At 58.7% G+C, this 25,666-nt stretch carries 22 protein-coding genes and 1 rRNA gene; 4 read left to right on the top strand and 19 right to left on the bottom strand.

What is annotated here, in order from left to right; all coding sequences use genetic code 11:
* From FT726_RS02250 to pepQ, 5 genes are all read right to left on the bottom strand, one after another.
* Positions 1 to 872 (bottom strand): 16S ribosomal RNA (locus FT726_RS02250); the annotation flags it as partial.
* A gap of 393 nt (positions 873 to 1,265) precedes the next feature.
* Positions 1,266 to 1,814, bottom strand: coding sequence for a menaquinone-dependent protoporphyrinogen IX dehydrogenase (gene hemG, locus FT726_RS02255; protein WP_058781596.1), 549 nt, complete (start codon positions 1,812 to 1,814; stop codon positions 1,266 to 1,268).
* A gap of 17 nt (positions 1,815 to 1,831) precedes the next feature.
* On the bottom strand, positions 1,832 to 3,283 hold the full coding sequence (gene trkH / locus FT726_RS02260) for a Trk system potassium transporter TrkH (protein WP_021506935.1): 1,452 nt from the start codon (positions 3,281 to 3,283) through the stop codon (positions 1,832 to 1,834).
* A 27-nt stretch (positions 3,284 to 3,310) separates the two neighbouring features.
* The gene (locus tag FT726_RS02265) at positions 3,311 to 3,928 is read right to left on the bottom strand and encodes an IMPACT family protein (protein ID WP_288424558.1); all 618 of its coding nucleotides are present in this window, start codon (positions 3,926 to 3,928) and stop codon (positions 3,311 to 3,313) included.
* Entirely contained in the window at positions 3,928 to 5,259 is a 1,332-nt protein-coding gene (gene pepQ, locus FT726_RS02270; RefSeq protein WP_058758128.1) for a Xaa-Pro dipeptidase, read from the bottom strand. The genes FT726_RS02265 and pepQ overlap by 1 nt, the downstream gene beginning before the upstream one ends.
* A gap of 185 nt (positions 5,260 to 5,444) precedes the next feature.
* On the opposite strand from pepQ, the gene fadB reads away from it, so the two are divergent.
* Entirely contained in the window at positions 5,445 to 7,628 is a 2,184-nt protein-coding gene (fadB, locus tag FT726_RS02275; RefSeq protein ID WP_288424561.1) for a fatty acid oxidation complex subunit alpha FadB, read from the top strand.
* Between the two features lie 10 nt (positions 7,629 to 7,638).
* Positions 7,639 to 8,802 carry an acetyl-CoA C-acyltransferase FadA gene (fadA, locus tag FT726_RS02280; RefSeq protein WP_282996583.1) on the top strand — a complete coding sequence of 388 codons (1,164 nt, stop codon included), beginning with the start codon at positions 7,639 to 7,641 and terminating at the stop codon, positions 8,800 to 8,802.
* Positions 8,803 to 8,890: 88 nt separating this feature from the next.
* Here the strand turns inward: fadA and fre are convergent, their stop codons facing one another.
* The 3 genes from fre to pepE all read right to left on the bottom strand — a co-directional run bounded on the left by fre (position 8,891) and on the right by pepE (position 11,913).
* The gene (gene fre, locus FT726_RS02285) at positions 8,891 to 9,592 is read right to left on the bottom strand and encodes an NAD(P)H-flavin reductase (protein ID WP_021506940.1); all 702 of its coding nucleotides are present in this window, start codon (positions 9,590 to 9,592) and stop codon (positions 8,891 to 8,893) included.
* Between the two features lie 31 nt (positions 9,593 to 9,623).
* Positions 9,624 to 11,108, bottom strand: coding sequence for a 4-hydroxy-3-polyprenylbenzoate decarboxylase (gene ubiD, locus FT726_RS02290; protein WP_021506941.1), 1,485 nt, complete (start codon positions 11,106 to 11,108; stop codon positions 9,624 to 9,626).
* Positions 11,109 to 11,181: 73 nt separating this feature from the next.
* Positions 11,182 to 11,913 carry a dipeptidase PepE gene (gene pepE / locus FT726_RS02295; protein WP_058758126.1) on the bottom strand — a complete coding sequence of 244 codons (732 nt, stop codon included), beginning with the start codon at positions 11,911 to 11,913 and terminating at the stop codon, positions 11,182 to 11,184.
* 209 nt (positions 11,914 to 12,122) lie between these two features.
* Here pepE and rfaH point away from each other — a divergent pair, with 209 nt between their 5' ends.
* Entirely contained in the window at positions 12,123 to 12,611 is a 489-nt protein-coding gene (gene rfaH, locus FT726_RS02300) for a transcription/translation regulatory transformer protein RfaH (RefSeq protein WP_031279607.1), read from the top strand.
* Here rfaH and tatD read toward each other — a convergent pair.
* The 10 genes from tatD to udp all read right to left on the bottom strand — a co-directional run bounded on the left by tatD (position 12,608) and on the right by udp (position 21,994).
* Positions 12,608 to 13,390, bottom strand: coding sequence for a 3'-5' ssDNA/RNA exonuclease TatD (gene tatD / locus FT726_RS02305; RefSeq protein ID WP_058758125.1), 783 nt, complete (start codon positions 13,388 to 13,390; stop codon positions 12,608 to 12,610). The two genes, rfaH and tatD, sit on opposite strands and share 4 nt — an antisense overlap.
* Positions 13,391 to 13,497: 107 nt before the next feature.
* Positions 13,498 to 14,259, bottom strand: coding sequence for a Sec-independent protein translocase subunit TatC (gene tatC / locus FT726_RS02310; RefSeq protein WP_021506945.1), 762 nt, complete (start codon positions 14,257 to 14,259; stop codon positions 13,498 to 13,500).
* Positions 14,260 to 14,261: 2 nt separating this feature from the next.
* Positions 14,262 to 14,789 (bottom strand): Sec-independent protein translocase protein TatB, encoded by a 528-nt coding sequence (gene tatB / locus FT726_RS02315; RefSeq protein WP_021506946.1) that lies wholly within the window; start codon positions 14,787 to 14,789, stop codon positions 14,262 to 14,264.
* Between the two features lie 9 nt (positions 14,790 to 14,798).
* Positions 14,799 to 15,041, bottom strand: coding sequence for a Sec-independent protein translocase subunit TatA (tatA, locus tag FT726_RS02320; RefSeq protein ID WP_010618194.1), 243 nt, complete (start codon positions 15,039 to 15,041; stop codon positions 14,799 to 14,801).
* Between the two features lie 110 nt (positions 15,042 to 15,151).
* Entirely contained in the window at positions 15,152 to 16,789 is a 1,638-nt protein-coding gene (gene ubiB, locus FT726_RS02325) for a ubiquinone biosynthesis regulatory protein kinase UbiB (RefSeq protein ID WP_346302361.1), read from the bottom strand.
* Positions 16,786 to 17,391: an SCP2 domain-containing protein gene (locus FT726_RS02330; protein WP_058758122.1), complete on the bottom strand. Its 606-nt coding sequence runs from the start codon at positions 17,389 to 17,391 to the stop codon at positions 16,786 to 16,788. The genes ubiB and FT726_RS02330 overlap by 4 nt, the downstream gene beginning before the upstream one ends.
* A 6-nt stretch (positions 17,392 to 17,397) precedes the next feature.
* Positions 17,398 to 18,156, bottom strand: a complete 759-nt coding sequence (ubiE, locus tag FT726_RS02335) for a bifunctional demethylmenaquinone methyltransferase/2-methoxy-6-polyprenyl-1,4-benzoquinol methylase UbiE (protein ID WP_021506949.1) — start codon at positions 18,154 to 18,156, stop codon at positions 17,398 to 17,400.
* Between the two features lie 75 nt (positions 18,157 to 18,231).
* The gene (rmuC, locus tag FT726_RS02340) at positions 18,232 to 19,743 is read right to left on the bottom strand and encodes a DNA recombination protein RmuC (RefSeq protein WP_021506950.1); all 1,512 of its coding nucleotides are present in this window, start codon (positions 19,741 to 19,743) and stop codon (positions 18,232 to 18,234) included.
* 117 nt (positions 19,744 to 19,860) lie between these two features.
* Complete coding sequence (locus tag FT726_RS02345) at positions 19,861 to 21,132, bottom strand: hypothetical protein (RefSeq protein ID WP_058775536.1); 1,272 nt, start codon at positions 21,130 to 21,132, stop codon at positions 19,861 to 19,863.
* Between the two features lie 100 nt (positions 21,133 to 21,232).
* Positions 21,233 to 21,994: a uridine phosphorylase gene (gene udp, locus FT726_RS02350; protein WP_021506952.1), complete on the bottom strand. Its 762-nt coding sequence runs from the start codon at positions 21,992 to 21,994 to the stop codon at positions 21,233 to 21,235.
* 300 nt (positions 21,995 to 22,294) lie between these two features.
* Between udp and FT726_RS02355 the strand changes: the two genes are divergently transcribed.
* Positions 22,295 to 23,134 (top strand): dienelactone hydrolase family protein, encoded by an 840-nt coding sequence (locus FT726_RS02355; RefSeq protein ID WP_021506953.1) that lies wholly within the window; start codon positions 22,295 to 22,297, stop codon positions 23,132 to 23,134.
* Positions 23,135 to 23,186: 52 nt separating this feature from the next.
* Here FT726_RS02355 and metE read toward each other — a convergent pair whose 3' ends face one another.
* On the bottom strand, positions 23,187 to 25,457 hold the full coding sequence (gene metE, locus FT726_RS02360; protein WP_346302362.1) for a 5-methyltetrahydropteroyltriglutamate--homocysteine S-methyltransferase: 2,271 nt from the start codon (positions 25,455 to 25,457) through the stop codon (positions 23,187 to 23,189).
* Positions 25,458 to 25,666: the final 209 nt, after the last annotated feature.

The following is a 25,666-nucleotide window of genomic DNA, read 5'->3' on the forward strand; positions in this document are numbered from 1 at the left end:
TAACGCGTTAGCTCCGGAAGCCACGCCTCAAGGGCACAACCTCCAAGTCGACATCGTTTACGGCGTGGACTACCAGGGTATCTAATCCTGTTTGCTCCCCACGCTTTCGCACCTGAGCGTCAGTCTTCGTCCAGGGGGCCGCCTTCGCCACCGGTATTCCTCCAGATCTCTACGCATTTCACCGCTACACCTGGAATTCTACCCCCCTCTACGAGACTCAAGCCTGCCAGTTTCAAATGCAGTTCCCAGGTTAAGCCCGGGGATTTCACATCTGACTTAACAGACCGCCTGCGTGCGCTTTACGCCCAGTAATTCCGATTAACGCTTGCACCCTCCGTATTACCGCGGCTGCTGGCACGGAGTTAGCCGGTGCTTCTTCTGCGGGTAACGTCAATCGGCAAGGTTATTAACCTCACCGCCTTCCTCCCCGCTGAAAGTACTTTACAACCCGAAGGCCTTCTTCATACACGCGGCATGGCTGCATCAGGCTTGCGCCCATTGTGCAATATTCCCCACTGCTGCCTCCCGTAGGAGTCTGGACCGTGTCTCAGTTCCAGTGTGGCTGGTCATCCTCTCAGACCAGCTAGGGATCGTCGCCTAGGTGAGCCATTACCCCACCTACTAGCTAATCCCATCTGGGCACATCCGATGGTGTGAGGCCCGAAGGTCCCCCACTTTGGTCTTGCGACGTTATGCGGTATTAGCTACCGTTTCCAGTAGTTATCCCCCTCCATCGGGCAGTTTCCCAGACATTACTCACCCGTCCGCCACTCGCCACCCAAAGAGCAAGCTCTTCTGTGCTGCCGTTCGACTTGCATGTGTTAGGCCTGCCGCCAGCGTTCAATCTGAGCCATGATCAAACTCTTCAATTTAAGTTTGATTTGCTGCAACGAGTGCAGCGATGCTCTGTGAATTAAACTTCGTAATGAATTACGTGTTCACTCAGCAAAGACTTGATATTTTTTACGTCCGGAGACGCTGATATCAATCCTGCGAGTGCCCACACAGATTGTCTGATAAATTGTTAAAGAGCGGTGCGACGCGGCGTTCGGCCTGCTGTCGCGAGGTGGCGTATATTACGCTTTCCTCCTTCAGAGTCAAACACTTTTTTCAGCGTTTTTCTCCGGCGGGGTGAATCGCTTCACGCCCTGCTGAGCCGTCTGCGTTGCCGCTTTGCCGTCTCAGTGGTGGCGCATTATAGGGAGTTAATTCTGGCTGACAAGGGTTTATTGCAAAAAAATGATCGTTCGGCCTAAATTTCACCACTACGCGTTATTTTGCGGCAATTTGCCTGGTAACTGTGCGAAATCCTGGGCAAAACGCGTAACTTTCTCCCAGTCGGTGTATTCAACTTCCTTCGATGTATCCGTTTCGCCGCCGGTCATACGCATAATGAACTGAATCATGATGCGATCGAACCAGCGATAGCGTGGATAGCGCAGCGCACCGGCAAACACCGCACAGCGATCCGGTTGCCACGGTGACTGCGCCAGGAACTTACGCGTATAGGCATTGGTTTCCGGCGTGCACTTATCGGCTTTGCGCGCAGTAAGATTGACGCTGAAAAAGCCGCTGACGCGCTGCTGCAGTGCCGCCTTATGTTGCGTGACGAATTTCATCAGCTCGGGCTGGAAATGACCATAGCGGATCGAGGCGCCAATCAGCACGCGATCATACTGTGCCCACTCCACCTGCGGCGCCTGTGCCAGATCCAGCACATCGCATAGCTGCTGCGGTGTCAGCGTGCGGGCAATACGCGCCGCGATTTCACGGGTTTGCCCGTCACGGCTGGAATAAAGAATTAACGCTTTCATCACTCATTCCTGTTTTATTATTCGCGCCAGAAGGTGGGCGTGAACAGCACCAGCAGCGTGAACACTTCAAGGCGTCCAAACAGCATGGTGGAGATTAAAATCCACTTGGCGACATCATTCATCGACGTGAAGTTATCTGCCACCACACCCAGCCCCGGGCCAAGGTTATTCAGCGTCGCCGCCACCGCGGCGAAGGCCGAGAAGTCATCCACGCCGGTGGCGATAATCGCCAGCATGCTGACCAGAAACACCAGCGCGTAAGCCGAGAAAAAGCCCCACACCGCTTCGAGAATACGTTCCGGCAGCGCACGATTCCCCAGTTTAATGGTATAGACCGCATTGGGATGCACCAGGCGTTTCAGTTCGCGCGACCCCTGCTTGCACAGCAGCAGAATACGAATCACCTTTAGGCCACCGCCGGTCGAACCCGCCATACCGCCGATAAAGGCTGAACACAGCAGCAGCACCGGCAGGAACAGCGGCCAGCGCGCAATACTGTCGGTGGTAAAGCCCGCCGTCGTCGCCATTGATACCACCTGGAAGAACGCCTGATTGAGGGTTTGCCAGCCGCTGGAATAGACATTATGGAACCACAGCACCAGGGTACAAATCAGCACCAGCGTCAGCTGCACGCCAATGAACATGCGGAATTCCGGGTCGCGCCAGTAGACTTTCAGGTTTCGCCCGCTGAGCAATGAGAAGTGCAGGCCGTAGTTACAGCCGGAGATCAGCAGGAAAATCGCCACGATGGTATTAATGGTCGGGCTATTGAAGTAGCCGATGCTGGCATCATGGGTAGAAAAACCGCCGATGGCGATGGTCGAGAAGCTGTGACCGATGGCATCAAACATCGGCATGCCCGCCAGCCACAGCGCCAGCGCACAGGCCACCGTTAGCAGCACATAAATCAGCCACAGGGTTTTCGCCGTTTCGGCAATGCGCGGGCGCATTTTGTTATCTTTCAGCGGTCCCGGCATCTCGGCGCGGTACAGCTGCATACCGCCGACGCCGAGAATCGGCAGAATGGCCACCGCCAGCACGATGATCCCCATACCGCCGAGCCACTGCAGCATCTGACGATAGAACAGAATCGCTTTGGGCAGCGAGTCGAGCCCTACTAACGTGGTGGCACCGGTGGTGGTTAAGCCAGAGAAGGATTCGAAGAAGGCGTCGGTCACCGACAGATGTGGCTGCTCGGCGAAGATAAACGGCATTGCCCCCACGCTGCCCAGCACGGTCCAGAACAGCACTACAATCAGAAAGCCTTCACGCGGTTTCAGCTCACTTTTTTGTTTGCGGTTGGGCCACCACAGCAGCGAACCGATGACAATCGCCATCATAAACGTCTGACTGAACGCGCGCCCGGCACCGTCGCGATAAATCAGGGCCACTAAGCCAGGCAGGATCATGGTTACAGAGAACAGAATCACCAGCAGGCCCACGATGCGGGTAATGGCGCGAAAATGCATTCAGCCGTTTCCTTTAAACAGATGCGGTTAGTTGTCCAGCGGGATCAGCGCCAAAGCGCCCCGGCTGTAATCAGAAAGGTTTTGCCTGAAGCCATCAATCTGCGGATGGGGCAACGCCAGACGTAGCGTAATGCGATCCTGATAATGGCTCTGTTCAATGCTGCCGTCAAAACGCTGCAGCAGGCGCTCTATATCGCTCAGTTGCGCATAGTCACACTGCAGGGTGAAACATTGCATCGGCACTTTGCGCTGGCGCGCCAGCAGCTTCAGCCCCTGCTGCACGCCGCCACCGTAGGCTTTCACCAGCCCGCCGGTGCCCAGCATGATTCCGCCATAATAGCGCACCACCACGGCGGTGATCTCGCCCACGCCGCTGCCCATCAGCTGCGCCAGCATCGGCTTACCGGCCGTGCCGGAGGGTTCGCCATCGTCAGAAAACCCCAGCTGTTGTGAATCATCGGGCGCGCCCGCCACCCAGGCCCAGCAGTGATGCCGCGCGGTCGGGTGTTCGTGCTTTACCTGCTGCACAAAGGCGCGCGCAGCGGCCACCCCATCGGTATGCGCCAGCAGGGTAATAAAGCGGCTCTTTTTGATGGTCTCCTCGCTGAGACTGACGACCTCAGCGGGAATGTCGTAAGCGTCCATCAGGCCAGATGCAAGTCACGCGTCATGTTTTCGATGCGGCTGGCGTGAATCACCACATTATCCTCGATACGAATGCCCCCGTACGGCTTCAGGGCATCAATCGCCTGCCAGTCAAAGTGCTGACTGAACTTACCGCTGCGCAGCGGCGCCAGCAGTGAATCGATAATATAGAAGCCCGGTTCAATGGTCAGCACCATGCCCGGCTGCAGCACCCGTGTACAGCGCAGATAAGGATATTGCGATGGCGCCGCCAGATGCGTGCCGCTGTCGTCCTGCATAAACCCGGCAACGTCGTGCACCTGCAGGCCGAGCGGATGGCCGAGGCCGTGCGGCATAAACGGCCCGGTGAGATTTTCCGCCACCAGCGTCTCTTCGCTCAGCCCCTGCACCAGTTCAAACTTCAGCAGCAGACGCGCGATGCGCTGATGCATTTGCAGATGGTAATCGGTATAGCGCACGCCAGCTTTCAGCGTGGCGATCAGCGCCAGCTCTTCTTTATTCATCGCAGCAACCATTTCCGCGTAGCGCGTTTTGCTCTGCGCCGCGTAACTGCGCGTCAGGTCTGCCGCATAGCCAAGATACTCTGCGCCGGCATCTATCAGGAAGCTGTGACGTTTCGCCGGCGGCTGATGGTCAAGCCGGGTGTAGTGCAGCACCGCAGCATGTTCATTCAGCGCGATGATATTGCCATACGGTACATCAATGTCACGGTGGCCGGTGGCGGTCAGATAGGCAAGATTGATATCAAACTCGCTCATGCCGGAGAAGAACGCCTCTTTCGCTGCGCGATGGCCCGCTACCGCCAGCTTCTGCGCTTCACGCATACAGGCCAGCTCGTAATCGGTTTTGATGCTGCGATGATAGTGCAGGAAGTCGATCACGCCCTGAGGATTGATCCCCTCGCTGCGGATGCCCAGCTGGGTGGCGCGGGACGGTACCGGCCCGATATAGGCTACATTGTCGCGCTGTGCCGGCAACAGCTGAGCGATATCGTCAGCGTTTTTCAGGCCGATGACCTCGACATCCTGGGTCCAGAAGCTGTCAGGCAGTGGCTCGACGTTGTGCCAGTAATCGACCGGCGAGTAGAACCACAGTTTGGGTTTATTCACGCCATCGATCCACAGCCAGCAGTTGGGCACCTGGGTCACTGGCACCCAGGCTTTAAACTGGGGATTCACCTTAAACGGATAGTCATGATCGTCAAGAAATACGGTCAGCAACTCGCCTGAATGAATCAGCATGGCGTCCAGCTTAAAGCGCGCCAGCACCTGTTGCGCACGCTGCTGCAGCGTTGAGATATGCGCGTGATACAGGGTTTTCAGTGAATCCATGGACTTGTCTCCGATGTCGCGAAAGTGGCGGCAGTGTAGCACAGCCGCGCGGGGGATGCCGTGCTGCGCGCGCTGTGATCGCCGTATCAAATAAGCAAACTCTCGTTTGCAAAAAATTAACATGACACCCACACTCCTGATCATCTGGTATGACCAGATCACCTTTCGCGTTTCAGGAGACGGACATGCTCTACCAAGGCGATACCCTTTCAGTGCACTGGCTTGACGATGGCATCGCCGAGCTGGTTTTTGATGCGCCCGGTTCGGTGAACAAACTTGATACCAAAACCGTCGCCGCCTTAGGCGAGGCGCTGAGCGTACTGGAGCAGCAAAGCACGCTGCGCGGCCTGCTGCTCTCTTCCGCCAAACCGGCGTTTATTGTCGGGGCGGATATCACAGAATTCCTGTCGCTGTTTGATGCGCCCGCTGAGCAGCTTAGCCAGTGGCTGACATTCGCCAACAGCATCTTTAATCGTCTGGAAGATTTGCCGGTGCCAACCATCGCCGCCATCGACGGCTACGCGCTGGGCGGGGGCTGCGAGTGTGTGCTGGCGACCGACTTCCGCGTGGCCACGCCCACCGCGCGCATTGGCCTGCCGGAAACCAAACTCGGCATTATGCCGGGCTTCGGCGGCAGCGTACGTCTGCCGCGCCTGCTCGGTGCCGACAGCGCGCTGGAGATCATCGCCGCCGGTAAAGATATTGATGGCCCGGGCGCGCTGAAGCTCGGTCTGGTGGATGCGGTGGTCAGCAGCGAGAAGCTGCGCAGCGCGGCGCTGACCATGCTGCAGGATGCCATAGCCCAGGGCAGCTGGCAGGCGCGTCGCGCGCCGAAGCTGGCACCGCTTAAGCTCAGCCCGATTGAAGCTGCGATGAGTTTTACCCTCGCCAAAAGCATGGTGCAGCAAACCGCCGGTAAACACTATCCGGCGCCGATCGCCGCGGTGCGAACCATCGAAGCGGCAGCGGGCTTAGGTCGTGATGATGCGCTGAAGCTGGAAACCGCTGCTTTTGTGCCGCTGGCGCAGAGTGATGTGGCACGCGCGCTGGTCGGCATCTTCCTCAATGACCAGTACGTAAAAGGCCTGGCGAAAAAACACAGCAGCGCGGCCGGCACGCCAGAGCAGGCGGCGGTACTCGGCGCAGGCATCATGGGCGGCGGGATCGCCTGGCAGTCGGCCTGGAAAGGCGTGCCGGTGAAGATGAAAGATATTAATCCGCAGGCGCTGACGCTGGGCATGAATGAAGCCAGCAAGCTGCTTAACAAGCAGCTGGAGCGCGGCAAAATCGACGGCACGAAGCTGGCGAGCGTGCTGGCGAGCATTCAGCCGACGCTGGATTACAGCGGCTTTGATCGCGCCGATGTGGTGGTCGAAGCGGTGGTCGAGAACCCGCAAATCAAAGCTAAAGTGCTGGCTGAAACCGAGCAGCAGCTGCGGGATGATGCCGTGCTGGCCTCGAATACCTCCACCATTCCAATCAGCCAGCTGGCGCAGGCACTGCAGCGTCCGCAAAATTTCTGCGGCATGCACTTCTTTAATCCGGTGCCGCGTATGCCGCTGGTCGAAGTGATTCGCGGTACGCAAACCTCTGAAGCCACCATCAGCAAAGTGGTGGCGTGGGCCAGCAAGATGGGCAAAACACCGATTGTGGTGAATGACTGCCCCGGCTTCTTTGTGAACCGCGTGCTGTTCCCCTACTTTGCCGCCTTCAGCCTGCTACTGCGCGACGGCGCGGACTTCCGCCAGATCGATAAAGTGATGGAGAAGCAGTTTGGCTGGCCGATGGGGCCGGCGTGGCTGCTGGACGTGGTGGGCATTGATACCGCGCATCATGCGCAACAGGTGATGGCGCAGGGCTTCCCGTCGCGGATGCAGAAAGATTACCGCGATGCCATTGATGTGCTGTTTGAAGCCAAACGCTACGGCCAGAAAAATGGCCAGGGCTTTTACCGCTGGGAACAGGACAAAAAAGGCAAAGCGCAGAAGCGCGCCGATGCAGAGGTCGATGCGCTGCTGGAGCCGGTATGTGAACCGAAGCGGGTATTCAGCGATGAAGAGATCGCCAACCGCATGATGCTGCCGATGCTCAACGAAGTGGTGCGCTGCCTCGAAGAAAACATCATCGCTTCCCCCGCCGAGGCGGATATGGCGCTGGTGTATGGCTTAGGCTTCCCGCCGTTCCGCGGTGGCGCGTTCCGCTATATGGACACGCTGGGCATCAGCAATGTCGTCGATCAGGCTAAACGCTACCTCGCGCTCGGCCCGCTGTACGCGCTGCCTGAGCTGCTGGTTCAGAAAGCCCACCAGCATCAGAGCTGGTATCCCGTCGCTCAACCGATTGACGCAGCGGCGCTGCAAACTGCCTGAGGTAATGAACATGGAAAACGTAGTGATTGTTGATGCCGTGCGCACGCCGATGGGCCGTTCCAAAGGCGGCGCCTTTCGCCAGGTGCGCGCCGAGGATCTCTCCGCCCATCTGATGCGCGAACTCCTCAGCCGCAATCCGGCCGTCGATGCCGCCGCGCTGGATGACATTATCTGGGGCTGCGTGCAGCAGACGCTGGAACAGGGCTTTAATATCGCCCGCAACGCCGCGCTGCTGGCGGAGATCCCGCATCGCGTGCCGGCCAGCACCGTCAATCGCCTGTGCGGCTCGTCCATGCAGGCGCTGCACGATGCGGCGCGCGCGATTATGGTCGGCGATGCCCACAGCTGTCTGATTGGCGGCGTGGAACATATGGGCCACGTACCGATGAACCACGGCGTGGATTTTCATCCCGGCCTGGGGCGCACCGTGGCGAAAGCGGCGGGCATGATGGGGCTGACCGCCGAGATGCTGGCGCGCATGCACCACATCAGCCGTGAACAGCAGGATGCCTTCGCGCTGCGTTCACACCAGCGCGCTGCGGCCGCCACTCAGCGCGGTGATTTCAAACGCGAAATCGTGCCGACCTACGGCCACGATGCCGATGGCGTGCTGAAACGCTATGACAGCGATGAAGTGATTCGCGAAGACACCAGCCTTGAAGACTTAGCCGCGCTGCGTCCGGCGTTCGATCCGGTCAACGGCACGGTTACCGCCGGCAGTTCGTCGGCGCTGTCCGACGGCGCGGCCGCCATGCTGATCATGAGCGAAAGCCGCGCGCGCGAACTGGGGCTGTCGCCGCGCGCACGCATCCGCAGCATGGCGGTGGTTGGCTGCGATCCGTCGATCATGGGTTACGGTCCGGTACCGGCCAGTAAGCTGGCGCTGAAGCGCGCCGGGCTGAGCGTGCAGGATATTGATCTGTTCGAACTCAACGAAGCCTTCGCCGCGCAGACGCTGCCGTGCCTGAAAGATTTAGGGCTGCTGGAGCAGCTGGATGAGAAAGTGAACCTTAACGGCGGCGCAATCGCACTCGGGCATCCGCTGGGATGTTCCGGAGCTCGTATCAGCACCACGTTGCTGAATCTGATGGAGCGTCGCGATGCACAGTTTGGTCTGGCAACCATGTGCATTGGCTTAGGCCAGGGCATCGCGACGGTATTCGAACGGGTTTAATACGTTGACCACTACACTTGCACGTGTTCCCGCCCAACCGGGCGGGCTTTTTTTTGCAGCGGCACGTGCATGCGCACCGCATCACACATCAGATAAAGGCAAACGCATCGCCATACATCTGCGCTTCTAACGCACCACGTTCGGCACAGAAGCGCTCGCGGGCAATTTTTGCCATCTCAAACCGGCCAGCAATATAGATATCGTGTCCGCTCAGGCTGGCATAATCCTGCATCACCGCGGTCAGCACCGTGCCGCTGCGCCCCTGCCAGTCCTCCGCCGGCTGCTCCACCACCGGAATCACTTTCAGGTTCGGATGCTTCACCGCCAGCGCATTGAGCTCATCCAGATCGTACAGATGTCTCAGCTCGCGGCCGCCCCAGTAGATAGCGATATCGCGATCCGGCTGCTGCGCCAGCGCGGTCAGCAGAATCGAACGCGCATAGGAGAAGCCGGTGCCGCCGGCAATCAGCACAATCGGCCGCGCGCTGTCTTCACGCAGCCAGGCGTCGCCGTGCGGCATATCTACGGTGATCTGCCGATCATTTTTGATGCGATCCATCACCGCCATGGCGTACAGGTTCAGCTCTGAGGCACCAATGTGCAGCTCAATGATGTCCTTTTCCATTGGCGTCGATGCCAGCGAAAACGGGCGCTTGTCGCGCTCATCCATCACCACCATCAGATACTGGCCGGCGCGGAAGCTAAAATCCGCCGCCGGAATTAACCGCACGCGGTAAACCGTGTCCGTAATTGCTTCAACCGAAGTCACTTTGCAGCTTAACGTCGTCATAGGTGCCCTTTTTTATGGTTCTCAGCCGCCATCAGCGCTGCGGCGGCTCGGCAAAGATCGCTAACTCATCCCAGATTGCATCAATACGCGCCGTAACCGCAGGATCTTTCACAATCGGCGTCCCCCATTCACGCTGGGTTTCACCCGGCCACTTGTTGGTGGCATCCAGTCCCATCTTCGAGCCAAGTCCGGAAACCGGCGAAGCGAAGTCGAGATAGTCAATTGGCGTGTTTTCTACCAGTACCGTATCGCGCGCCGGATCCATCCGCGTGGTGATGGCCCAAATCACGTCGTTCCAGTCACGCGCGTTGACGTCATCGTCACACACAATCACAAACTTGGTGTACATAAACTGGCGCAGGAACGACCACACGCCGAACATCACGCGCTTGGCGTGACCGGCATACTGTTTTTTAATCGTCACTACCGCGAGGCGATAAGAGCAGCCTTCCGGCGGCAGATAGAAATCCACAATCTCCGGGAACTGTTTGATCAGAATCGGCACCAGCACTTCGTTCAGCGCCACGCCCAGTACCGCGGGCTCATCCGGCGGACGGCCGGTGTAGGTGGAGTGGTAAATCGGGTTGCGCCGCTGGGTTACGTGCGTCACGGTAAACACCGGGAAGCTGTCTACTTCATTGTAGTAGCCGGTGTGATCGCCGTACGGCCCTTCCGGCGCCATGTCGCCCGGTTCGATGTAGCCTTCCAGCACGATTTCGGCGCTGGCCGGCACTTCCAGATCGTTCGAGACGCACTTCACCACCTCGGTTTTGTTGCCGCGCAGCAGACCGGCAAACGCATATTCCGATAGCGTATCCGGCACCGGCGTGACCGCACCAAGAATGGTGGCCGGATCGGCGCCCAGCGCCACCGCTACCGGGAAGCGTTCACCGGGATGCGCTTTGCACCACTCCTGGAAATCCAGCGCGCCACCGCGATGCGACAGCCAGCGCATGATCACCCGATTTTTACCAATCACCTGCTGACGATAAATGCCGAGGTTCTGCCGCTCTTTATGCGGTCCGCGCGAGACGGTTAAACCCCAGGTGATCAGTGGGGCCGCATCGCCCGGCCAGCATTTCATGACCGGGATGCGCGCCAGGTCGACCTCGTCACCGCTGAAAATCTCTTCCTGACACGGCGCATTACGCAGCCGTTTGGTCGGCATGTTCAGCACCTGTTTGAACTGCGGCATCTTATCGAACAGATCGCGGAACCCCTTCGGCGGCTCCGGCTCTTTCAGAAACGCCAGCAGCTTACCCACTTCGCGCAGCGCGCTGACCTCTTCCTGGCCCATACCCATTGCCACGCGCTTCGGCGTGCCAAACAGGTTGCACAGCACCGGCATGCTGTAGCCCTTCGGGTTTTCGAACAGCAGCGCCGGGCCACCGGCCCGCAGCGTGCGGTCGGCGATTTCGGTCATCTCAAGGACAGGATCGATCTCCTGAGTGATGCGCTTTAACTCGCCGCGCTGTTCCAGCAGCGCGAGAAAGTCTCGTAAATCCTGATATTTCATGCGGCGTTAGTCTTCCGGCCAGAGTGAAGCGTCATTATAAGTTTGTTCACGCCAGCGTGTTTGAGTTTCTGCGTCAGGCGGGCTGACAGGAAAACGGCACCAGCGACTGCAGGGCCAGCACATCGTGATAAGCGGCAATCGCTTCACCGTGACGGAACACTTTGAAATCTTCACCGCGCGCGCTGTAGTAGCGCAGACGGTTCTCACTGACGTGCAGGAAGCTGGCTTCACGCAGCGCAATCACCGACTCCTGCGGATTCACCGCGCAGAACTCGGCCAGACGCTCATCACGGGTTTCGCCCATATGGCCGCTGACGTGCGCATCAAGATAGTGAGGATTGATTTGCACCGGGAACAGCCCCAGCGCAGGCAGCACCACGCTGCTGCGTACCGGCATATCATTGGTGGTGCGAATCGACGGCGTCGCCACGTTGCAGCCCGCGCTCCAGCCAACGTAAGGGACGTCGCGCTCGCGCACTGCGCGCTGAATTGCCACGATCAGCCCCTGCTCGTGCAGCATCTGGTTCAGCAGCCAGGTATTGCCGCCGCTCACCAGAATCAGCTCCGCCTGCTCAATGGCCGCAACCGGTGTCTCGAACTCATGTACCGTGCGCACCGGAATGCCCAGTGACTGAGACAACGCCTGCGCACGCTGGGCGTGATCGTCACGAATAATGGCGTAGGGCACCAGCACCGCCGAGGTGATACCGCGCTGGGCAATCATCGCGTGCAGCTGCGGATGCGCATAGCTCAGCAGCGGCGCATCGTCGGCCACTTTGCCATTACTCAGTAAAAACAGTTCCATCAGCCCGTCCTTTTTCTTCGTCTAATGGGTTGGCAGTCTGATACAGATGATCGCCAGACGTCAATTTTCTTGCTGAAAAGCGTTAGTTCGCCGCACCAATCGGAAAATTCGTAGAGATTTTTCTTGTGTGACCGGGTTTCCGGCCGCCGATGCGCTATAACTCTGACAACAGGTTTGTTATTCTTAGCGTCCATTATTTGGGAGCAGTTATGGAATCCTGGTACTTACTCTATTGCAAACGTGGTCAGCTGTTGCGCGCGAAGGAGCATCTTGAGCGGCAGGAGGTGAATTGCCTCAGCCCGATGATCGCTCTGGAGAAGATTGTGCGCGGCAAACGCACCACCGTGAGTGAGCCGCTGTTTCCCAACTATCTGTTTATCGAATTCGATCCGGAAGCGATTCACACCACCACCATCAGCAGCACGCGCGGCGTCAGCCACTTTGTGCGCTTTGGTGCCATGCCCGCGACGGTGCCGTATGAAGTGATCGAAGCGCTGCAAACTGATGCGCCGCAGATCCTGCTGGATCCGGAAACGCCGCAGGTCGGTGATGAAGTGCTGATCACCGACGGCACCTTTGAAGGGCTGCGCGCTATTTTTGCCGAGCCCGATGGTGAAACCCGCTCAATCCTGCTGCTTAACCTGCTGAATAAACAGGTGATGCGCAGCGTGGACAACAAGCAGTTCCGTAAGGTTTAAGCCAGCCTGAATAGCTGACGTGCGTTGTGGTCGACGCGTGCCGCCAGTGCGTCTGGCTGTTCACCACGCCAGTGCGCCACCTGCTGAACGATATGCGGCAGAAAGCAGGGTTCGTTACGGCGCGAGGTCGGACGCGGACGCATATCGCGCGGCAGCAGATAGGGCGCGTCGGTCTCCAGCAGCAGACGATCTGCCGGAATCAGCGGCAGCATGTCACGCAGTGCCATTCCGCGCCGTTCATCGCACACCCAGCCGGTAATGCCCACCGATAAACCCAGCGCCAGGCAGGCTTCCAGCTCGTCACGCGTGCCGGTAAAACAGTGCACCACCGCGCCCACCAGTTTCGGCAGCCACGGCTGCAGCACCGCCAGAAAACGTTCATGCGCCTCACGACAGTGTAAAAACACCGGCAGCTGCAGTTCCGCCGCCAGCTGGAGCTGCGCATCAAACGCGTACTCCTGCTGCTCGTGCGCGGAAAGGTTCCGGTTGAAGTCGAGCCCGCATTCACCAATCGCGACCACCTGCTCGCTGTCAGCCAGGCGGCGCAGCGTACTGGCGGTTTCCGCCGACCACTCGCTGGCATGATGCGGGTGCACGCCGGCGGTCGACCAGCAGTAGCCCGCGTGCCGGGTCGCCAGCTGACGCGCCTGCTGGCTCTCCAGGGCATTGGTGCCGGTGATTAACAGGCCGGTGACGCCTGCTTCGCGCGCGCGTTTTACCACCTGATCGCGATCTTTTGCGAATTGCGTGCTGGTCAGGTTTACACCGATATCAAACATGTTTGCTCCCCATTCCGTCTTAAAGCGACGGATAGAAAAACCGCCCGGCAGGCGGGCGGTTAAGATTCATCATCACCCCATCAGCGGGATGCCCTGCATAAAAGACATCAGGCGTCGGGGTTCTGTTCCTCATCGTCTGCCGCCTGACGTCCTTTACCCACATAGTAGCGGGAGAAGAATACGCCGACTTCAAACAGGCAGTACATCGGAATAGCGAGCAAAGTTTGCGAGAAAACGTCCGGCGGTGTGAGCAACATCCCAACCACAAACGCGCCGACCAGAATATACGGCCGTTTCTTTTTCAGATCGTCCGGGCTGGTAATGCCGGTCCAGCACAGCAGCACGATGGCAATCGGTACCTCAAACGCCACGCCAAACGCCATGAACAGCGTCATGACAAAGTCGAGGTAGTTGGTGATGTCCGTGGCGATGGTGACGCCCTGCGGCGCGGTTTTGGCGAAGAAGCCAAATGCCAGCGGGAATACAATGAAGTAGGCAAAGGCCACGCCGACATAAAACAGCAGCGTACTGGAGAACAGCAGCGGCATCACCAGGCGGCGCTCATGGCGATACAGCGCGGGGGCGACAAACGCCCAGACCTGATAAAGAATCACCGGCACCGCAAGAAACACCGACACAATGATGGTCAGTTTGATCGGCGTAAAGAACGGTGAGGCCACGTCAGTGGCGATCATGCTGGCGCCGGCGGGCATCTGGCTAATCAGCGGCGCTGCCACCGCGTGATAAATGTCGTTGGCGAAGTAAACCAGACACAGGAAGATAACAAACACCGCGATGATGCAGTTCAGCAGACGCTTGCGCAGCTCAATCAGGTGGCTGATGAGCGGTTGGGTATCTTCAACGGCCATGTTTATCGTTCATCTTTTACGGGAGGAGTGGTCGCAGGCGCGACGGAATCGGTGTGGCTGGTGGCTGGTGCAGGCTGCGGCGCCTGCGCCGGGGCGCTGGCCTGATGCGCCGCGCTGGCCGGCGTCACAACGCTGTGCGGCTCAGCGGGCTGCGGTGCGGCAGCGGGCTGTGGCGCAGCAGCGGGCGGCTGATGAATGGTGTTGGCTTCATCTTCCGCTTTTTCGATATCGATGCTCTGCTGCACCGAGCGCTTCATGGAGTCCGCGGTTTTACGCAGCTCTTCCATGGATTGTTTCAGCTCCGGCGACAGCGTGCCGCGTCCTGCCTCTTCGACCTTTTTCAGGCTGTCCTGCAGCTCCTGCAGTTTCAGCTCCTGGGCCAGTTCGTTCTGCACATTAGCAGCCAGCGAGCGAATGGCCCGGATCCAGCCAACAACGGTTTTCACCGCAACCGGTAAGCGCTGCGGGCCCAGTACAATCAGCCCGATCACGAACACCAATACCAGTTCACTAAAACCAATATCGAACACAGTTTTACCTTACTTGTCCCGGGCGTCGTCTTTGCTCGCCGGGGTGTGCTGTTTGTCTGCCAGTTTGGCGTTGAAGTCAGCGTCCTGCTCTTTCGGTTGATCCTTTTTCTCGTCTTCATCGCTCATGGCTTTTTTGAAGCCGCGAATGGAAGAGCCTAAATCCGAACCCAGGTTACGAAGCTTATTGGTACCGAACAGAAGTACAACAATGACGGCAATGATTAACAATTGCCAAATACTGATACCGCCCATGAGATATGCCTCTAATATTCTGTGAAAAACGGTTAACTGTAACGCACAGAAAGTCCGTTTTTACCCGGACTTAAGCCTGCGACATTACGCGATTTGCACCAGGCAGACAATCAGTTTGTCTTGCGCCAGCCGATGAGCCAGGTGACGATGCCGGCGGCCATTAACAGTGCCGGGAAGAAGTCCCAGTCAGGCCGGCTCAACAGCACGGCGGTGCCACTTAATAACAGTGTAGCCCCGACGCCAAACAGATAACGTGCCTGATGATGCCGGGTGCGCTGCGCGTTTAAATCGGTGACGAGTTTATCGACACTGTGCTGCAATAACTTGTGCTGGCGCATACTGTCGTAAAAAAGCTCCGGCAGCTCCGGCAGTTTCTCCGCCCAGAACGGCGCCTTCTCTTTCACCGCCCGCAGGATGGCCGGAATGCCGATCTGATCCTTAATCCAGTCCTCCAGGAACGGCTTGGCGGTTTTCCACAGATCGAGCTGCGGATAGAGCTGACGGCCGATGCCCTCGATGTACAACAGGGTTTTCTGCAGCAGCACCAGCTGCGGCTGCACTTCCATATTGAAACGGCGCGCGGTGTTGAACAGATTGAGCAGCACGTGACCAAAGGAGATTTCCGCCAGCGGCTTTTCGAAAATCGGCTCGCATACGGTACGGATCGCGAACTCAAAATCTTCCACGTTGGTATCCGGCGGTACCCAGCCCGAGTCGACGTGCAGCTCGGCCACTTTGCGGTAGTCGCGGTTGAAGAAGGCGATGAAGTTTTCCGCCAGGTAGCGCTTATCTTCTTTGTTCAGCGAGCCAACGATGCCGCAGTCAATGCCGATGTACTGCGGATCTTCCGGATGCTCGTAGCTCACGAAGATGTTGCCGGGATGCATATCGGCGTGGAAGAAGCTGTCGCGGACTACCTGAGTGAAGAACACCTGCACGCCGCGTTCGGCCAGCAGCTTCATGTTGACGCCGTGCTGCTCCAGCGTGGCAACGTCGGAGATAGGAATGCCATAAATGCGCTCCATTACCAGCATGGTTTCGCTGCAGTAGTCGGAGAACACTTCCGGCACGTACAGCATGCGGCTCTGGTCAAAGTTGCGGCGCAGCTGAATCGCATTGGCGGCTTCACGCAGCAGATTGAGTTCATCAATCAGCGTTTTTTCGTAGTCGCGCACCACTTCCATCGGACGCAGACGGCGACCGTCCGGCAGCAGCCGTGGCACCCAGCGCGCCAGGCGGTAAATCAGCTTCATGTCAGCTTTGATCACCGGCAGGATATCCGGGCGAATCACTTTGATCACCACTTCGCGGCCGTTGGATTTCAGCGTCGCGGTATGCACCTGGGCAATCGAAGCGGATGCCAGCGGTTTGATATCGAAGTCGTCGAACCAGGTTTCCACCGGGCCGCCAATCGAACGCTCAATCTGCGCTTTGGCTTTCACGCCGTCGAACGGCGCCACACGGTCCTGCAGAATCGCCAGCTCATCGGCAATTTTCGGCGGGAACAGGTCGCGGCGCGTCGAGAGCATCTGACCGAACTTGATCCAAACCGGACCGAGCTGCTCCATGGCCAGACGCAGACGGATGCCCATCTCGGCTTCTTTGTGCCGGTTGGGGATCCAGAAAACACAGCGCCGCCACAGCCGCAGCGGCAGCGTAATGCGCATATGCGGAATCAGTTCATCCAGCCCGTAGGTCAGAAAAACTTTGATAATGAAGTATAAGCGCCGAATTTCTCCCAGCGTCATTTCGCCTCCAGCTGTGCCAAACGCGCCTCAAACGCATTAAGCGCACGTTCCATCGCTTCTACCTCCTCACAAAACCACGCCTGCTCCAGCGCCCCAGGTGCCACGCGCCACTCTTCGGTCAGCACCTGCCCCAGATAATCCTGACGGCGGGTGACCTGCTGTCTGAGCTGGGCCAGCGCACGCTGAGCGGCCTGGCTGATGCCCTGTGCCGCGATGTCGCCCACCCACGGCGCGAGATATTCGGCCGGGTCGAGTTCAGCCAGATCCATCAGCGCGGAGAATTGCTGTACCACCTGCAGATCGCCTTCCACGTCCAGCTCACCGCTGCGAATCAGGCTGGTCAGCTGCTGACGATCGCGCAGCTTAGGCAGCGTGCTGAAACGCAGGCTGACGCTGCAGTCGCTGCGGTCCTGCCAGTCACTCAGCACATCCAGCTGGTTTTCACTGAACACCAGCACCAGCGGAAAATCCAGCTCCTGCAGGCGCAGCAGCAGGACTTTGCCGGCCAGACGCTGGCGTGCGGTTTTCAGGCTGCGATCGCGGTACAACACACGGTTCAGGGCGGTCTCAAGACCGCCGGTGATGAGAGGGGTAAAAGTCATGATTAATCAGAACTTAAAGCCACGATGCAGCGCCACAATGCCGCCGGTCATGTTGTAGTAGCTGGTATTTTCAAAGCCCGCGTCGTTCATCATCGCCTTCAGGGTTTCCTGATCCGGATGCATACGAATCGACTCCGCCAGATAGCGATAGCTCTCCGCGTCTTTTGCCACCAGCTGGCCGATGCGCGGCAGAATGTGGAAAGAGTAAGTGTCGTAGGCTTTGCTCAGCGGATCGAAAACCGGTTTAGAGAACTCCAGCACCAGCAGACGGCCGCCCGGCTTGAGCACGCGGAACATCGACGCCAGCGCCTTCTCTTTTTCGGTCACGTTACGCAGGCCGAAGGAGATGGTGATGCAGTCGAAATAGTTATCCGGGAACGGCAGCGCTTCTGCGTTAGCCTGCACGTAGCTGACGTTGCCGGTTACGCCGAGATTGCGCAGCTTTTCGCGTCCCATCTTCAGCATTGAGCTGTTGATGTCCGCCAGCACCACCTGACCGGTTTCACCGACCAGGCGCGAGAATTTTGCCGTCAGATCGCCGGTACCGCCGGCCAGATCCAGGACGCGCTGACCGCGGCGCACGCCGCTGCTGTCGATGGTAAAACGCTTCCAGACGCGATGGATGCCGAACGACATCAGATCGTTCATCAGGTCATATTTCGCCGCGACGGAGTGAAACACGTCCGCGACTTTATCGGCCTTTTCACTTTTGGCGACGGTCTGAAAGCCAAAATGGGTAGTTTCCTGCTGTGATTCATCTGCCATCGGTTTTACCTGTTCCACAAACAATACTTCCCGAAGTGTATCAGAGTCGGGCGATCCGAGCACGCCACCGGCGTGTTATTCGTTGATGCGGCGCAGGGAAGCGGCGGAAGAATCTGCCGCATTTTCAGCGGGCTCGCTGTCATCGGCCCATGTATCATCCGCCGCGTCGGGCTGCGCCTGCTCTGCCAGTTGCGGGTTGATGGGCCGTTTGATCTCTACGCCAAGCGCACGAAACGACTCACTCTGGGCGATCAGGTTGCCGCGCCCCTGCGCCAGCTTTTTCATCGCCAGCTGATAACTCTGCTGCGCTTTGTCGAGGCTATGCCCGATGCCGCTCATGTCATCGACAAACAGCCGCATCTTGTCGTACAAGCGCGCAGCGCGGTCGGCGATGCGCTGGGCATTACGGCTCTGATGCTCATAGCGCCACAGATTATTAATGGTGCGCAGCGCCACCAGCAGCGTGGTCGGGCTGACCAGCATAATGTTTTGCTGCAGCGCTTCGCTGATCAGCTCCGGCTGGCGGTCGATCGCCAGCAGAAACGCCGGTTCGACCGGAATAAACATCAGCACATAATCCAGCGAGCGTAAACCGGGCAATTGTTGATAATCTTTACGCCCCAGCAGCCGGATATGGCCGCGCACCGCGTTGATGTGCTCCTGAATCGCCTGTTCGCGCGTCAGCTCGTCGTCGGCGTTGAAGTAGCGCTCATAGGCAATCAGCGTCATTTTGGCGTCAATTACCACATCTTTACCCTGCGGCAGACGCACAATCACATCCGGTTGCATACGGCCCTGCTGCTCCAGCTGCACGCTGACCTGAGTCTGGTACTCGTAGCCTTCGCGCAGGCCCGACGCCTCCAGCACCCGGCTGAGCACCACTTCGCCCCAGTTGCCCTGAATTTTATTGTCGCCCTTCAGCGCTTTGGTGAGGTTGATCGCTTCCTGCGCCATCTGCGCGTTGAGCTGCTGCAGCTGACGAATCTCGTGCGCCAGCGTGTGGCGTTCACGTGCTTCCTGGCCGAAGCTATCGTTGACCTGGCGGCGGAAGCCGTCCAGCTGTTCGCGCAGCGGGCCGATCAGGCTGTTGAGGCTCTGCCGGTTCTGCTCGTCGACGCGTTTTCCGCTGTTTTCGAAGATTCGGTTGGCGAGGTTTTCAAACTGCGCACTCAGGCGCTGTTCGCTGTTGGTCAGCAGACGCTGCTTCTCCTCAGCGGCGAAACGCGTCTCTTCTAATCGAATGGTGACTTCCCGCAGTTCGGCTTCCTGCGCGCTGTTTACTTCCAGCTGATTGCGCAGTTCGCGGCTGAGCTGTTCACTCTCGGCCCGCCAGTAATCCAGCTGCTGCAGGCGCTCCTGCGCGCCGCTTAGCGTGCCGTGTAGCTGGCGCAGCTCCTGTTCGCGCTGCTGCAGTTGTTGTTGCAGCTGTTCCAGCTGCTGCTGCTGACGCTGCTGCGCCTGTTCCAGCAGGCGGCGTTCGGTGGTGAAGCTGGCGTGCTGATGGCCGGCGCGCAGCTGGGCAATAATCCAGCCAATGCCCAAACCGGCCAGCGCCAGCGCGCCGCTGATGATAAGTTGCTGATCCATAATCCCCCCGCGGATCGTCTCGCTGAGGAGAAGGTAGAGCGCCACTGTATGAATGTCCAGAACATTCATGGCAACCCGCGGATTTTATCGCGGGCGCGATAGGCACCGTCCGGGCAACTACAGGGCGCGCACGGTCAGGTCGCCGGCTTTCCAGGCGTCGATCAGGAAAAACGGCATCGGCAGCACCCATTCGCTGTCGCTTTTCACCTTCGCCGGATAGCACCAGCTGTTGCCGCCGTAGGTCAGCTCTACCTGCTGCTGGCCATTTTCGGCGTTGGCCACTTTGCCGGCCATGCTGGCGAAACCGGCGTTGCTGCCGACGTGGAAGCTGTCGGTCTGCCAGCGAATCGGCGCATGCGCCGGCCACGGCTGCGCGTGGTGGAAGTGAAAGATATCGTCGTGATTGAGGATGCTGTCGCGCACCGTCGGCCACAGCGCTACCTTGAGGAAGTACTGGTCGGTAAAGCGCTCGCTGCCGTCATACTGCGCGATAAAGTCGCGCATCTGCTGCTCCACATTGTGAAACACGCCGTGACAGCCGCCCCACATGCCGGCCAGTAACAGCTCGGTGTGCGAATAATAATCGCGCATGTGGTGGAACCAGAATGGCGAAGCCAGCCAGGCGTCGACGGCCGCCACTTCGCGCTCTGACAGCAGCGAATCCGCATCCCGCACGATGTAGCGTTTTACGCTGGCATCGTCCATCACCAGAAAGCGCCACAGCGTAGGGAAAATGGTTTTCTCCTGCGACATATCCACCAGCTGGGTGTTTGGCTGGGTCAGGCGCTGCCACACGTGCTGCGGCACGCTGTCGTCGAGATAGATGCGGCACATCCAGTCCGGATAGAGCTCGCGCGCCACCTCAACGTTTTTAATCAGGGTTTCGCAGTAGCGCGGCTGACCGCCGTACAGGCTGAAGGAGATGATATTTTCTGCCGGATTGCTGCGGTTAATCGGCGCAGGCGCCGGTGCAGGAAAAGTCGCTTTCGCGCCCTGACTGAAACGCATGTCGGATTGGGTGAGCGATTCGAGGCCATAACGCGCCACTTCATCTTTCTTATTCAGCCAGCCACACACTTCCGTCAGGCCATCCAGCCAGGTTTCCGACGCCTGCGCGCGCTGCGCCGCCGGGGCCTGATAGATTTTCTGGTAAATCTTGTAGGATTTTTTATGTTCGCCGACGCGCATCAGCGTCAGCGCGTAGTCGCTGAGCACCTGCATCTGGTTAGGCATGACGCGCAGCACTTCTTCGCAGCACTGGCGCGCCAGAGGATAATCTGACGCGGCCATTGCCTGACGAAACCGCGCGGCGGCACTCTCAACGCGGGCCTGCATTGCAGCAGGGCGGCTGGTAAAACCCGGACGTGGGACAGAGATCGTTTTGCGCATAGGAAATTTCTCAGAATCGGCTGAAATTGCGCGCATTCTAATCAGGCAATTGCTGAGCTCCCTATAAGCCTGGTCTCGAAATCATTCCCTGACTGGCGCGCTAAAGTAAGCGACGCGCGGCATCCACCACAATTTTCACCGCATCGCTTTCTGTCTGCTTCATAGTGGCCGCATCCGGGATCTCTTTTTGCGTGCGATTCACGATGACGCCAGCCACCATGCCGGCACGCAGTCCCTGACTGGCGCACATGGTTAACAGTGTAGCGGATTCCATTTCATAGTTAAGTACGCCCATTTGCTGCCACTCTTTCATCGAGCCCTGGAAGCGGCTCACTACGCGTCCGGAGAAGGTGTCGTAGCGCTCCTGGCCAGGATAGAAGGTGTCTGACGAGGCAGTGACACCAATATGCGTGGTCGCGCCGCAGGCTTCTGCCGCGGCCACCAGCGCGGTGGTGCAGGCGAAGTCAGCCACCGCCGGGAATTCCATCGGCGCAAAATGCAGGCTGGCACCGTCCAGACGGACCGAGGCGGTGGTCACCAGCACATCACCCACGTTGATGTGTGGCTGAATCGCGCCGGTGGTACCTACACGCAGGAAGGTACGCACGCCCAGCTGCGCCAGCTCTTCAACGGCGATAGAGGTGGACGGACCGCCAATACCGGTGGAACAGACAACCACCGGTTTGCCGTCGATCTCCGCCAGCCAGGTGGTGAATTCACGGTGCGACGCGAGGTGCTGAGGATTCTCCATCAGCGCCGCGATTTTCTTCACGCGCTCCGGATCGCCAGGAACAATCGCCAGCGTGGCTCCTTTCAAATCGGCTTTGGTGATGCCAAGGTGGAAAACGTCAGACTGGGCCATATCAGACTCCTGGAAGATAAGGGGAATAAGCGCGCCACTTTACGTCAGCGGCCCGGATAAATATGTGACTGAATTCACTATCAATAATGAAAGTTACATTGAACTAAAGATATTGTGTGACTCTAATCACATATTAGCGGTCTGCTGCGCTGAATTGCTACAAGCGGTGCTGTGTAACCGTAAAAGGCAGTGTTAATAGAGAAGCAGATCAGGTTAACCATCCCCCGTACCCTACGCCAGCCTTGCCGTAAGGCCAGGCTATAGTTACGTGATTGCGCACTTGCTAGCATGGAGAGAACCATGAAAACCGAAGACAATATGGCACAAAAATCTGCCACCGACGGCTTTGCGCCAGCGGTGCAGCCCACCGCAGCCAGCACCATCATTACCGCCAGCGATGCCATTCACGCGGGCGAGACGTCCGTGCCGAGCCAGGGTGAGAACCTGCCGGCTTATTATGCTCGTCCGCAACAGTTTAGCGGCACGCTGCCGGTCGTGCTGGTGGTGCAGGAAATTTTCGGCGTGCACGAGCACATCCGCGATCTGTGCCGCCGTCTGGCACTGGAAGGCTATCTCGCCGTGGCGCCGGAGCTCTATTTCCGCGAAGGCGATCCCAACGATTACAACGATATCCCTACCCTGTTCAAAGAGCTGGTGAGCAAAGTGCCGGATTCGCAGGTACTGTCGGATCTCGACCACGTGGCCAACTGGGCGGCGCGCCACGGCGGCGATATCCGTCGTCTGGCGATCACCGGTTTCTGCTGGGGCGGTCGCATCAGCTGGTTGTTTGCCGCCCATAATCCGCAGGTGCGCGCCGCCGCCGCCTGGTACGGTCGCCTGGAGGGCGAGAAAACGCTGAAGCAGCAGAAACATCCTATTGATATTGCAGTGGATTTGAATGCACCGGTGCTGGGACTGTACGGTGGCCAGGATGAAAGCATTCCACTGGAGAGTATCGATAAGATGCGCCAGGCCCTGCACGCGGCCAATGCCAAAGCCGAGATTGTGGTGTATCCGGAAGCTGGTCACGCCTTCAACGCCGACTATCGTCCGAGCTACCACGCCGATTCCGCACAGGATGGCTGGCAGCGCATGCTGGCGTGGTTTAAGCAGTATGGCGTCGCGCCGAACGCGGAATAAAAAAGGGGCGCCAGCGCGCCCCAACTCAACAACACAACGTATTATCCTGCCATCAAACGGTTTCGGCGCGCAGCTTCTGCGCCGCTTTCACCATGTTGGCCAGCGCCTGACGCGTTTCACTCCAGCCACGCGTTTTCAGGCCGCAGTCCGGGTTCACCCACAGACGCTGCTGCGGAATACTCTGCGCCGCTTTGCGCAGCAGATCTTCCATCCATTCCACGCTCGGTACGTTGGGTGAGTGGATGTCATACACGCCCGGCCCGATTTCGTTCGGATACTCAAACGCTTTAAACGCATCCAGCAGATCCATATCAGAACGTGAGGTTTCGATAGTGATGACGTCGGCGTCCAGCGCGGCAATCGAATCCATGATGTCGTTGAACTCGCAATAACACATGTGGGTGTGAATCTGCGTCTCGTCCTGCGCCACCGCAGCGTTGAGGCGGAACGCGTCCACCGCCCAGCGCAGGTAGGCTGCCCAGTCAGACTGATGCAGCGGCAAGCCTTCACGCAGCGCCGGTTCGTCAATCTGAATGATGCCGATACCGGCTTTTTCCAGGTCCTGCACTTCGTCGCGCAGCGCCAGCGCAATCTGTTTTGCGATGGTTTCGCGCGTCACGTCTTCCCGCGGGAACGACCAGCACAGGATGGTGACCGGTCCGGTCAGCATGCCCTTCACCGGTTTGTCGGTCAGCGACTGCGCATACTTTGCCCACTCGACGGTGATCGGCTGCGGGCGGCTGACGTCCCCGATGATCACCGGCGGCTTAACACAGCGCGAGCCGTAGCTCTGTACCCAGCCGTTCTGCGTGAAAACAAAGCCGTCGAGGTTTTCGCCGAAGTACTCCACCATGTCGTTACGCTCGGCTTCGCCATGCACCAGCACGTCGAGCCCCAGACGCTCCTGCTCCGCAATCGCCTGCCGGATGTGTTCCGCGATACCGGTGCGGTAGTGGCCACCGTCAATGTTGCCTTTTTTGAAGTCGAGGCGCAGGCCGCGAATCTCGGTCGTCTGCGGGAAAGAACCGATGGTGGTGGTGGGCCACGCTGGCAGGTTAAAGCGCTGACGCTGCGCCTGAGCACGCACGGTGTAGCTGCTGTTGCGCTCAGTGTCTCTGGCCTGGATTTGCGCCAGACGCTGCGCCACGGCGGGGTTGTGCACGCGAGCAGAGTTTGCCCGGGCGCGAATCGGCGCGCTCCAGGCGTGCAGCGCAGCGGCATCGTGCTGGTTCAGCGCCTGACTCAGCAGCGACAGCTCCGTGCACTTCTGTAACGCAAAGGCGAACCAGCTTTTGACCTCGTCGTCGAGGCGGGTTTCCACGCTCAGGTCAATGGGGCTGTGCAGCAGCGAACAGGAGGAACCGATCCACAGCTGCTGACGCTGGCCGATCAGCGGCTGCAGGCGCTCAAACCAGCGGGTGAGATCGGCGCGCCAGACGTTACGGCCATTGATCACCCCCAGCGACAGCAGCCATTCCGCCGGGATCTGCTGGTTGAGCTGCTGAAGATCGTCTTTGCCGTGCACCAGGTCCACGTGCAGGCCCTGCACCGGCAGCGTTTTGATGACATCAAGATTCTGACCAATGCTGTCAAAGTAGGTGGTCAGCAGTAGTTTTACTTCGCCCTGTAGCGCGTCGTACGCCGGTTTAAACGCCTCGCGCCACGCCTGCGGCAGTTCCAGCGCCAGCGCTGGCTCATCAATCTGCACCCATTCGATGCCGCGTTGATGCAGTTCAGCCAGCACCTGACGGTACACCGGCAGAATGGCCTGCAGCAGCGACAGGCGGTCAAAGGCGTCACCTTTCACCTTACCCAGCCACAAATAGGTCACCGGCCCCAGCAGCACCGGTTTGATGGTGTGGCCGAGCGCCAGCGCTTCATCCACCTCGTCCAGCAGTTGCGTCCAGCTGAGACGGAACTGCTGACCCTGGGTAAATTCCGGCACGATGTAGTGATAGTTGGTGTTAAACCATTTGGTCATCTCCGCCGCCGCCGCGGGCTCGCCGCTGGGCGCCCGACCGCGGCCGATGCGGAACAGGGTGTCGAGGTCAATCGAGCCGTCTTTATTCTGGTGCCGTGCCGGTACGTTACCGAGCAGCAGGCTGGTGGTCAGCACGTGATCGTACCAGGCAAAATCGCCGACCGGCAGCAGATCAACACCGGCGTCTTTCTGCTGCTGCCAGTGACGGGCGCGCAGTTCACGACCCACCGCCAGCAGTTCGTCCTGTGAGCTGTTCCCGGCCCAGTAGCTTTCCTGCGCTTTTTTCAGTTCGCGGCGCAGTCCGACGCGAGGGAAACCGAGAGTATGGTTCAGAATGGTCATGTGAGATTCTCCAGAAGTTGTTCGCTGTGCGACAGTCGCAGCAACCGATTTACGTTCATCCAGCGGGCAATCCTGCCGTGCGCTGAGCGTGTTAGCTGGACAAAGGTAAAGTGGCCGTCACGTCTGACTGAGATGTTTAGCCGTCCAGATGTTTACACCGCTATAATCTGCGGGTACTGTATGTGTCTCAAGCGCAATTTGTTCAATCT

This window comes from Pantoea sp. Morm (assembly GCF_016643525.1).
GTDB lineage: Bacteria > Pseudomonadota > Gammaproteobacteria > Enterobacterales > Enterobacteriaceae > Pantoea > Pantoea dispersa.